The organism is Nostoc sp. FACHB-152, assembly GCF_014697475.1.
Taxonomy (GTDB): domain Bacteria; phylum Cyanobacteriota; class Cyanobacteriia; order Cyanobacteriales; family Nostocaceae; genus Nostoc_B.
On record NZ_JACJRV010000146.1, the window covers coordinates 1 to 7,823 of the forward strand.

Annotated in this window: 6 protein-coding genes; all 6 read right to left on the minus strand. The window is 44.5% G+C overall.

The genetic code is table 11. The annotated features are described in order from the left end of the window. Positions 1-267 precede the first annotated feature (267 nt). Positions 268-618: a hypothetical protein gene (locus H6G76_RS35520; RefSeq protein WP_190710885.1), complete on the minus strand. Its 351-nt coding sequence runs from the start codon at positions 616-618 to the stop codon at positions 268-270. A gap of 111 nt (positions 619-729) precedes the next feature. Further along, positions 730-1,932, minus strand: coding sequence for an AIPR family protein (locus tag H6G76_RS35525; RefSeq protein WP_190710886.1), 1,203 nt, complete (start codon positions 1,930-1,932; stop codon positions 730-732). Between the two features lie 40 nt (positions 1,933-1,972). Beyond that, entirely contained in the window at positions 1,973-2,482 is a 510-nt protein-coding gene (locus H6G76_RS35530; RefSeq protein WP_190710887.1) for a hypothetical protein, read from the minus strand. Positions 2,483-2,499: 17 nt separating this feature from the next. Beyond that, the gene (locus H6G76_RS35535; protein ID WP_190710888.1) at positions 2,500-3,045 is read right to left on the minus strand and encodes a GNAT family N-acetyltransferase; all 546 of its coding nucleotides are present in this window, start codon (positions 3,043-3,045) and stop codon (positions 2,500-2,502) included. Positions 3,046-3,150: 105 nt separating this feature from the next. Further along, positions 3,151-7,404 (minus strand): strawberry notch family protein, encoded by a 4,254-nt coding sequence (locus H6G76_RS35540; RefSeq protein ID WP_190710889.1) that lies wholly within the window; start codon positions 7,402-7,404, stop codon positions 3,151-3,153. Between the two features lie 84 nt (positions 7,405-7,488). Then, on the minus strand, positions 7,489-7,823 hold a 335-nt coding region (locus H6G76_RS35545; RefSeq protein ID WP_190710890.1), incomplete at its 5' end, for a hypothetical protein.

The window sequence follows — 7,823 nt, forward strand, 5'->3', positions numbered from 1 at the left end:
CCGCAATGGAATTACACTGCTAAACCACAGGTGACATAATTCTGGATTCTATTTAATCCGCATTCCTAAGTGATGGACAGTTAAATGTTCCATCTGTCTTTGGCATAGTTCACATTGCTTGTGTTGGTTGTTAGACACCTGCTAAAGCTAAAACCCTATCTCTTAGGATAGCTATTACTAAACACATTCTGCACGCGATCACCCTAGCTTATGCTTTATGTAGCAATAAACTAGCCATAGGATCAATTGGCGTTGTTGAGATAGTGTTTAATTTTGCGGATCAATCCTTGTTAGTTGTACCAAGATAGCCCCAAGCTGATTGAGTGCAGCATTAGTTGTTCGCTGATGTTCCTCAAAGTTTTGCTGGTGCTGTTCAAAGTTATGTTTTAATTCTTCGTGGCTATCACGTAGTTCTAGCAATACATCATTTAAAATTGCATCCCTAGCCAACACAGAATTTACATTACTGGTTAACTCACTGACGTTATCTGTCAAGTTATCTACTTTGTCGGTGAGATTGTTGAGTTTGGTGGTTAAAGCTGCTATGGCTTCAGTATTTCTAATTGCCAGTAATTCAATCCGGTCTAGTCTGCTTGGCTGGTCTGGTGTACTGGTCATAGTAATTTCAATCAGGAGCTAATCACAATCATAAAAATTACAGATACTTTACAGTATAAGCTTTCTAGCTCCTGAGTATGTTCATTTTGAGAATGGAGCAATAATTATACTTTAATTCACCAGTTTCAATTCTTCACGCTTGGTGTTTGAGCCAACCATCCTGATCAACTGCTGATTCAGGTAACTTTGCGCTGAAACGTAGAGATTATCCCAAATCACAGGATTCCGGCAGATTTTACTGCCAACTGTATTACCAGCTAGTTTCTCCGACACCAAGTATTTTTTGTAATAGTTGTTCCACAGGTGTTGCAGAAAATCCTCCGCGAACTCATCAAAGGGAATGATCCAGTTGTACTGCTCATCCAAAAACACCCGATAAGCTGCAACAATTGGCATGGCAATATCAGCAGGTGCAGCAAAGCCAAACGAATATTTGCTATCTGGCAGCAGCGTATTCTTGCGTGGGTCGATGGAGGCGAGGTCAACTACTCCCTTTCTTCTGGGCTTGGTTATGTGTTCCTCAATTATCTGAAACAGCCTTTGCTCAATCCATAACCCCTTGGGCAGTAAAGGCAGCAATTTCGACAGCCGTTGTCTTTCAGTCTCACTCAAGGATGGCGTATTACTGACAGGTGGGTGTTTGGTTCTGCTTTTGCTTTCTGGATTGTATTTGTTTCTGTCCAGGCAGTTCATCAACTTAATGAGATGGTTGACGTTGCACTGCGGACTTTTGGGCGCACCGCTTTGGTTCTGGTAATAGGCAATTCGGAATTTGGTTTTTTCTTCTCGCTCCAGTTGGGCTAAAAACTGTTTCAGGAATTTGTAGTCACCTCTGGCGTTTACCTTAGAACGTGCATCAACTGGGGCAGATGTGTTTGATGCCAGGGCGATGTCTTTTGCGTCGTCCTCACTTAGCCCAATGTGAATTGTGACTTTGACTCTGGCTTCACTTAGGTCGTACTTGTATTCTAGAGCCTGTTGAAAGGCTAAAACCGTATGCCCCCCATTGATAATGCCATCGCTGCCGCCTTCAGAGGCTTCCAGTATCTCTAATTCTAGCTGTGTCTTTTTGCTGTTGGGCTTGACCTTATTGGCACACAGTACAATTCCGCTATGCCTGGAGAAGAATTTGTCAGGCTCAGTGGTTAAGGAGTCGAAGATTTGCCTGTATGTTGAGCTTTTACGGTTGGGTTCTCTGATATTGGGTTCTAGCGGTAGGTCGGAGGGGAAGCTGTCAACGTGAACGGTAGCGATAATGCAGTGGGGGTTTGCATTGAAGAACTGGTCTATTTTTAATGTCCAATTCTTAGGCATAGTTTCTTTGGTGTGGGAAGTATAGATGATATTAATTTTGTTAAGCGATTAAGCGAGATGACTCAACATTTACTAGAATACCTTCACGCACTGCATTTCCGGCAACAGTTGCAATTGCATCCCAGTCTTCATTGTTGTAAAGCACACTCAACAATTCCCGTAATACTTGGCGATCACCAATCAATTCTTCCGAGTACAAATCATCACGCATCAATATACTTTCTAAGAAAGTAATAGCTTTTTGCTGTGGTAATTGTAGACGAGGCAATAAACGTGTAGATGCAGTTTCAATAGCTTTCTCTTCCCCTACTCCCAGATTCCATCCCTCAAGGATCTGACGAATTTCTCGATTGAGGGATAAACGTAGTATTGTCATCCTATGTAATAATGCCGGATTTTTCATAAAGGCAACAAACACCCGATCATTACCCCAATCAAGTCCTGCACTTACATCACAAGCAGCTTCATCTTCAGCACGAATTGCTGCTTGTATGGATTCACGGTTAAACAATAATTCAATTGCCTCTTCGACTGTAATATTTTCTTCCATATCCAGATTTTTTACTATTATCGGCCTAAGCGACCATATTCAAAATAAATCAAATTGTCCTTGTTTTCATCTAATCCAAAGTTGTTCATCAATTGATTTTCATAGAATCGCACACTTTCAGGCAAGGAATGTAACCCTACCCTTCCACCATAGCCTAACTCGACACTTCTGACCCTGGCGTACCTTAACAGGTTAGTCCCCACACCGCGAAATTTCGGTGGACGTTGAATGAAGCTTCTATTCCAAGGTGCTGAAGCCAAAAATTCAACATATACTAACTTTTGTCCATATACTTGATGAGAAGAATGAAGTTGGGTTTCTATTTTCATTAACCCTTGTGTGCTGTCTTCTGCTACGAGCGCATATCCTTCAAATTCCGAATTTCTTTTAATAAAATTTAATTTAAATAACCAGTCCCACTGTTTATCTTGGGTTTGATATTTTTGTAATTCTTCAGACCAGAAATTAACAAAATCATCAATATGCTTAGAAGCTAATTCCTCAATATTACCCTGAATTGGAAGGTTATCAACTCCTCGGATTAATTCAATTCCAAAACTCACAAAAAATACCTAAAAAATAATTTTTCATATACTGTTTTTAATATTGTATTAATAAGTTTAGATAAAAAACAAAGCGATAGGGTTTTTCCTATCGCTTTGCGTTCATTAACCTACAATCTCAATCACCTCACTCAAAACAGCAGCAGCGCGATCGCCAGTTGGCACAAACACCCGCTTACGCCAGTTGATAATCTCAGTGAAACAACCCACAGCTATCAGTTGATTAGCAAGCGATAAAGCATCGACTAGTTCTATGCGAGGCTCACCAGCAATGAAAGAACGCCGTAGCGTTATACCTCCGGGCAACTGCTGTGAATACTTCTCGTTCAGCACCAACCAAACCAGTTCTGTGGGACTTAGCAACTGGTTTTTGAGTCCAAGTTGTTCGCGCACGGTTTCAATGTCGTGCGCCGAAACCACCCGACCAAGAATTTTCTGCCCATCACTAGTTTGCAATCGAAATACTCGACTACTGGATTGTGGTAGTATCTTCCAGATGGGCAGTAAAATCCCGGTGACTAAGTGTAGGTAATCAGTGGTGAATCTAGGCAGTTCGTTTACTTCCTTCGACCACGCCGCAACAAACGCATCAGCCGAAACCTGCCGCCACGCAGACGAATTCAATTGTTCGACCGTCACGCGAGTTTCTTTTTGCGATCGCACCAACAAAACTCGTGGAATAACACCACCATCACTGTCGAAGATACTGTGTGTTGGAATTGACACAGCCGCATTGCCTGACTTCTCATTCACCATGAGCCGTCCCTGGTACTGGGTGGCAAACTCAAGCATCTCAAAAGCAGTTTTGATGTTGTTATTCTGAGTACGTTCTATCTTGAGATAGTTTGTTACGCTACCAGTGGCAGGATGAGTATAAACTGATTCTTGGCTCTCAACAGTAAACCGTTCCGCCCGTAAAGTCTCCACACCCATCTCATAAATTCCGGCGGCTTGTGCTGCTTCAATTTGTTGGCTCAAGAGTAGTTCAAACCTCTCGAAAATGATGTTTTGCATATCAATGCGTAAAGCCAGCAAGCGATTGAGGAATTGACGCAGAGGTGGGAGGTCGATTTTCATCCCGCCTTCGTGGGAAGTCAGCGATAAACCTGTCATTTGCTCAAACTTTCCTAAAGACACTTCATAAAACCGACCTTGGAAAATCTGCTTAAACAATTCAAACAAAGCGTGTTCCGCGTACTGAGATTCTAAGTTATCCTTAGCCTCAAATATCCCGTTTCCGCCAGTCTGCCTTTGACCGCGAGTAAGTGCGCCCAAGCTATCCAGCCGTCGAGCAATAGTGCTGATGAATCGCCGTTCACCGCGCACATTTGTCGTGACTGGTCGGAAGATTGGTGCTGAGGCTTGGTTGGTGCGGTGAGAGCGTCCAAGCCCTTGAATTGCGTTATCTGCTCTCCAACCAGCCTCTAAAAGGTAATGCGATCGCCTACGACGATTAACCGCGTTCAAGTCAGCGTGGTAACTGCGACCTGTACCGCCAGCGTCAGAGAAGATGAGGATTTGTTTGTCACCATTCATAAATGCAGCAGTTTCAGCAATATTCGCCCCACTGCCACGAGTATCAACAAACAAACGCCCGGAATCATCCTTCAACACCCGTTTGCTACGACCAGTCACTTCAGCAACTTGCTTGTGACCGAAGTGCCACAGCAATTGTTCTAGTGCGCCAGGGATCGGATCAAGACTAGCCAATCGGTCAACCAGTGCCGAGCGTAATGCTACAGCTTCAGTAGAAATGATTGGTGAACCGTCAGCGTCAAAGGCTGGTTCGGAACGCTCCTCACCGTCTTCGCCGGAGTGGATGGAATGCAGATGAATCGGAAACGCACTTAACAAATAATCCATGACATACTCACGGGGAGTTAGGTCAAGGTTCAAGTCCTTCCATTCATCAGCCGGAACCTCATCAAGTCGCCGTTTCAAAAGTTCTTCGTTAGTCGAAACAACCTGAACGACAACAGCATTGCCTTGGGCTAAATCTTGCTCAATTGCTTTGATTAGGGTAGGGCATTTAATCCCGGTCAACAAATGGTTAAAGAACCGTTGTTTGTGGCTCTCAAACTGAGACATCGCACTCATTTTGGCAGCACGATTATATGTTTTAGCACCAGTAATGTTACAAGCTTCTAGTGCTTTATTGAGATTATTATGAATAACTTGGAAAGCATCGGAATAGTCATTGTAAATCCTTTCCTGGGCTGGCGTTAACTCAATTTCGAGAGTTTGATACTCTACTCCATCAAAGGACAGCGATCGCGCCAAATATAAACCGAGTGCCTTCAAATCTCTAGCCACCACCTCCATCGCCGCAATGCCGCCAACAGAGATAGACTCCACAAAATCCTCACGGTTTGTAAATGGGAAGTCTCCGGTTTGCCATAACCCTAAACGATTGGCATAGGAGAGGTTTGAAACTTTCGTTGCTCCGGTGGCAGATACGTAAACAACCCTGGCATTGGCAAGTGCATTTTGCAAGCGCAGCCCGACAATACCCTGTTGTGATGCTGCAACCATACCCAGAGTTCCCTCTTGCGCCATAGCATTTCCCATACTGTGGCATTCGTCAAAAGCTATTGCTCCCTCAAAATCAGCACCAGCCCACTCAACGATTTGCTTGAGCCGACTTTTACCGTTCTTTTGTGAGCGCAGAGTTGAGTAGGTGCAGAACAAAATCCCTTGGGTGAATGGGATTGGATCGCCTAGCTTGATGTTGCTAAGGTCGATAATGTCCTTTTCAGCACCACCCAGCGCACACCAGTCTCTACGTGCATCTTCAATTAATGCGGCACTTTTGGATACCCAAATAGCTTTTCGCCGCCCCTGACACCAGTTATCTAATATAATACCTGCACACTGTCTACCCTTACCCGCACCTGTCCCATCGCCCAAGAACCAGCCACGTCGAAATATTACGGCATTTTCTTCTCTTTGTGCGGTTACAGTCACATTATCCCACGAATCATCGACAATATAAGACCCAGATAGAAATTCTGAGTGTGCTTGACCTGCGTAAATAACGCTCTCAAGCTGTGCTTCTGACAACAAGCCTTGAGTAACAATATTTTGTGGAAGATGTGGTTTATATGTCGGAGCCGGCGGCGAGACAAGTGCCAGTGCTGCGCTCTCACACAGCAATGAGGGATGGGGCTTTGCACCGTTTATGCGGATTCGCTGTGGTCGGTAGCTCTCATAGAGAGTATCCTTTAAACCCTCATTGGCAACCCACTCGACTACCTCATACTCCAAAACTACCACATCGGGAATTTCTGCGGAGGATTCTGGTTGTGCCACTGTAGTACGTTTGGGCAGTTTAACCACTTTCGGTGCAACGACAGCAGCTTTCATAGTTGCAACATTCCATTGCGAACGCAGAGGTAGTTGCTCAATCAATGCCAGTAGTTCGGGCAAGTCTAAGGTTTCTCCAATGCAAGGAATGTAGTGAGGGTCAGTAGCCGGAACCTTGTCAATGACGGTGATTCGGGTTTCGATTGTTGTCCCATGCTTGGCGTAAGCTTGACCACTGACCCCAACAGAAAGCACCACGCTGGACTTCTCCTGCCACCTAACAAAAGTTTCGCGCCAAGTGGCACTATTAGGAAAGAACCAATTGGCGGTAATTGTCACCAACCGCCCGCCGTCACACAGCCTTTGTAGTGCAGAGTTGATGTGTCTCTTTGTAGCGTCGGGTGAGCGATCGTTCACCTTGGGCGACGACGAAAATGGCGGATTCATCAGCACAACTGAGGGCTGAGTCTTTCCAGCTAAATAATCGTTAATCTGCTCGGCATTCACAGAAAATAGTGGAGTGCCAGGGAATAGCCGCCGCAGAATTTTGGTTCTGTCAGAGGCTAATTCATTCAGCATCAAACTTGCACCGTACAGTTTGGCAAACTGAGCCAGAATTCCTGTACCAGCACTGGGTTCAAGAATCAAGTCGTGAGGAGTGATTTGTCCCGCCATTGCCACCAAGTACGCCAACGGTAGCGGAGTCGAGAATTGCTGTAGTTGCAATTGTTCCTCACTCCGGCGGGTGTGTGTGGGGCAAAAGGATTCGAGCAGTTGCAATTGCTCCAAGGGATTTTCTGATAATGGGTTTTGTCGCAGGTAGAGAATAAGTGCAACCTCAACAACTTCGTAAGCATTTTTCCACAACCACTTACCCTCTGCCGCAGTGCCGTGAAAGTGGCGATTCATCTGGGATTGAAGCAGTTTCGTGGTTATAGGGCGGTGTGCGATTAATGATTTTGTTAGTTCTTGGGCAACATTTAATATTGATTGCCCATAGTCCAAGACTGTTTGTATGTCAAAAAGACAACCCTGTGTAGCGAAAAAGCTGACCATGACTATATGTATAGTGTTAATTCTTCATCTGTTTTGGGCGTAGCCGATGCTGAAGAGCGAAAACTTGTACTTTGAAGAAGTGAATCAAAATAGAGTTAGTTGTTTGGAATTGATTTGGGTCTTATGCTCACGCTCGATCCAATCAAAGGCGCATTCCAGATTGAGCAAGAATTCTCGCCACTGTTTTGGTTCGGGGATACCAGCAGATGTTTGTTTTGCTGCATATTCGTTCACTAAACCAGCACAATCAACCATGTGCGAATACGTATCGAATGCCAGTTGGTTGCATTGTTGTCTAACTGAGCGTTTCACCTTTTGTGATGAAGTTTTCCAAAATATAGAGTAGCGAGTTTGGTAATATTCTCCAGACAAAGCAATTGCTCTTTCGAGATGCAGACGAGCAATTGCAAACTGAGGAT

Bases quoted from the DNA above. Each gene is read 5' to 3' on its own strand.
- H6G76_RS35520 (WP_190710885.1), bottom strand. From the start codon at position 618: ATGACCAGTACACCAGACCAGCCAAGCAGACTAGACCGGATTGAATTA.
- H6G76_RS35525 (WP_190710886.1), bottom strand. From the start codon at position 1,932: ATGCCTAAGAATTGGACATTAAAAATAGACCAGTTCTTCAATGCAAAC.
- H6G76_RS35530 (WP_190710887.1), bottom strand. From the start codon at position 2,482: ATGGAAGAAAATATTACAGTCGAAGAGGCAATTGAATTATTGTTTAAC.
- H6G76_RS35540 (WP_190710889.1), bottom strand. From the start codon at position 7,404: ATGGTCAGCTTTTTCGCTACACAGGGTTGTCTTTTTGACATACAAACA.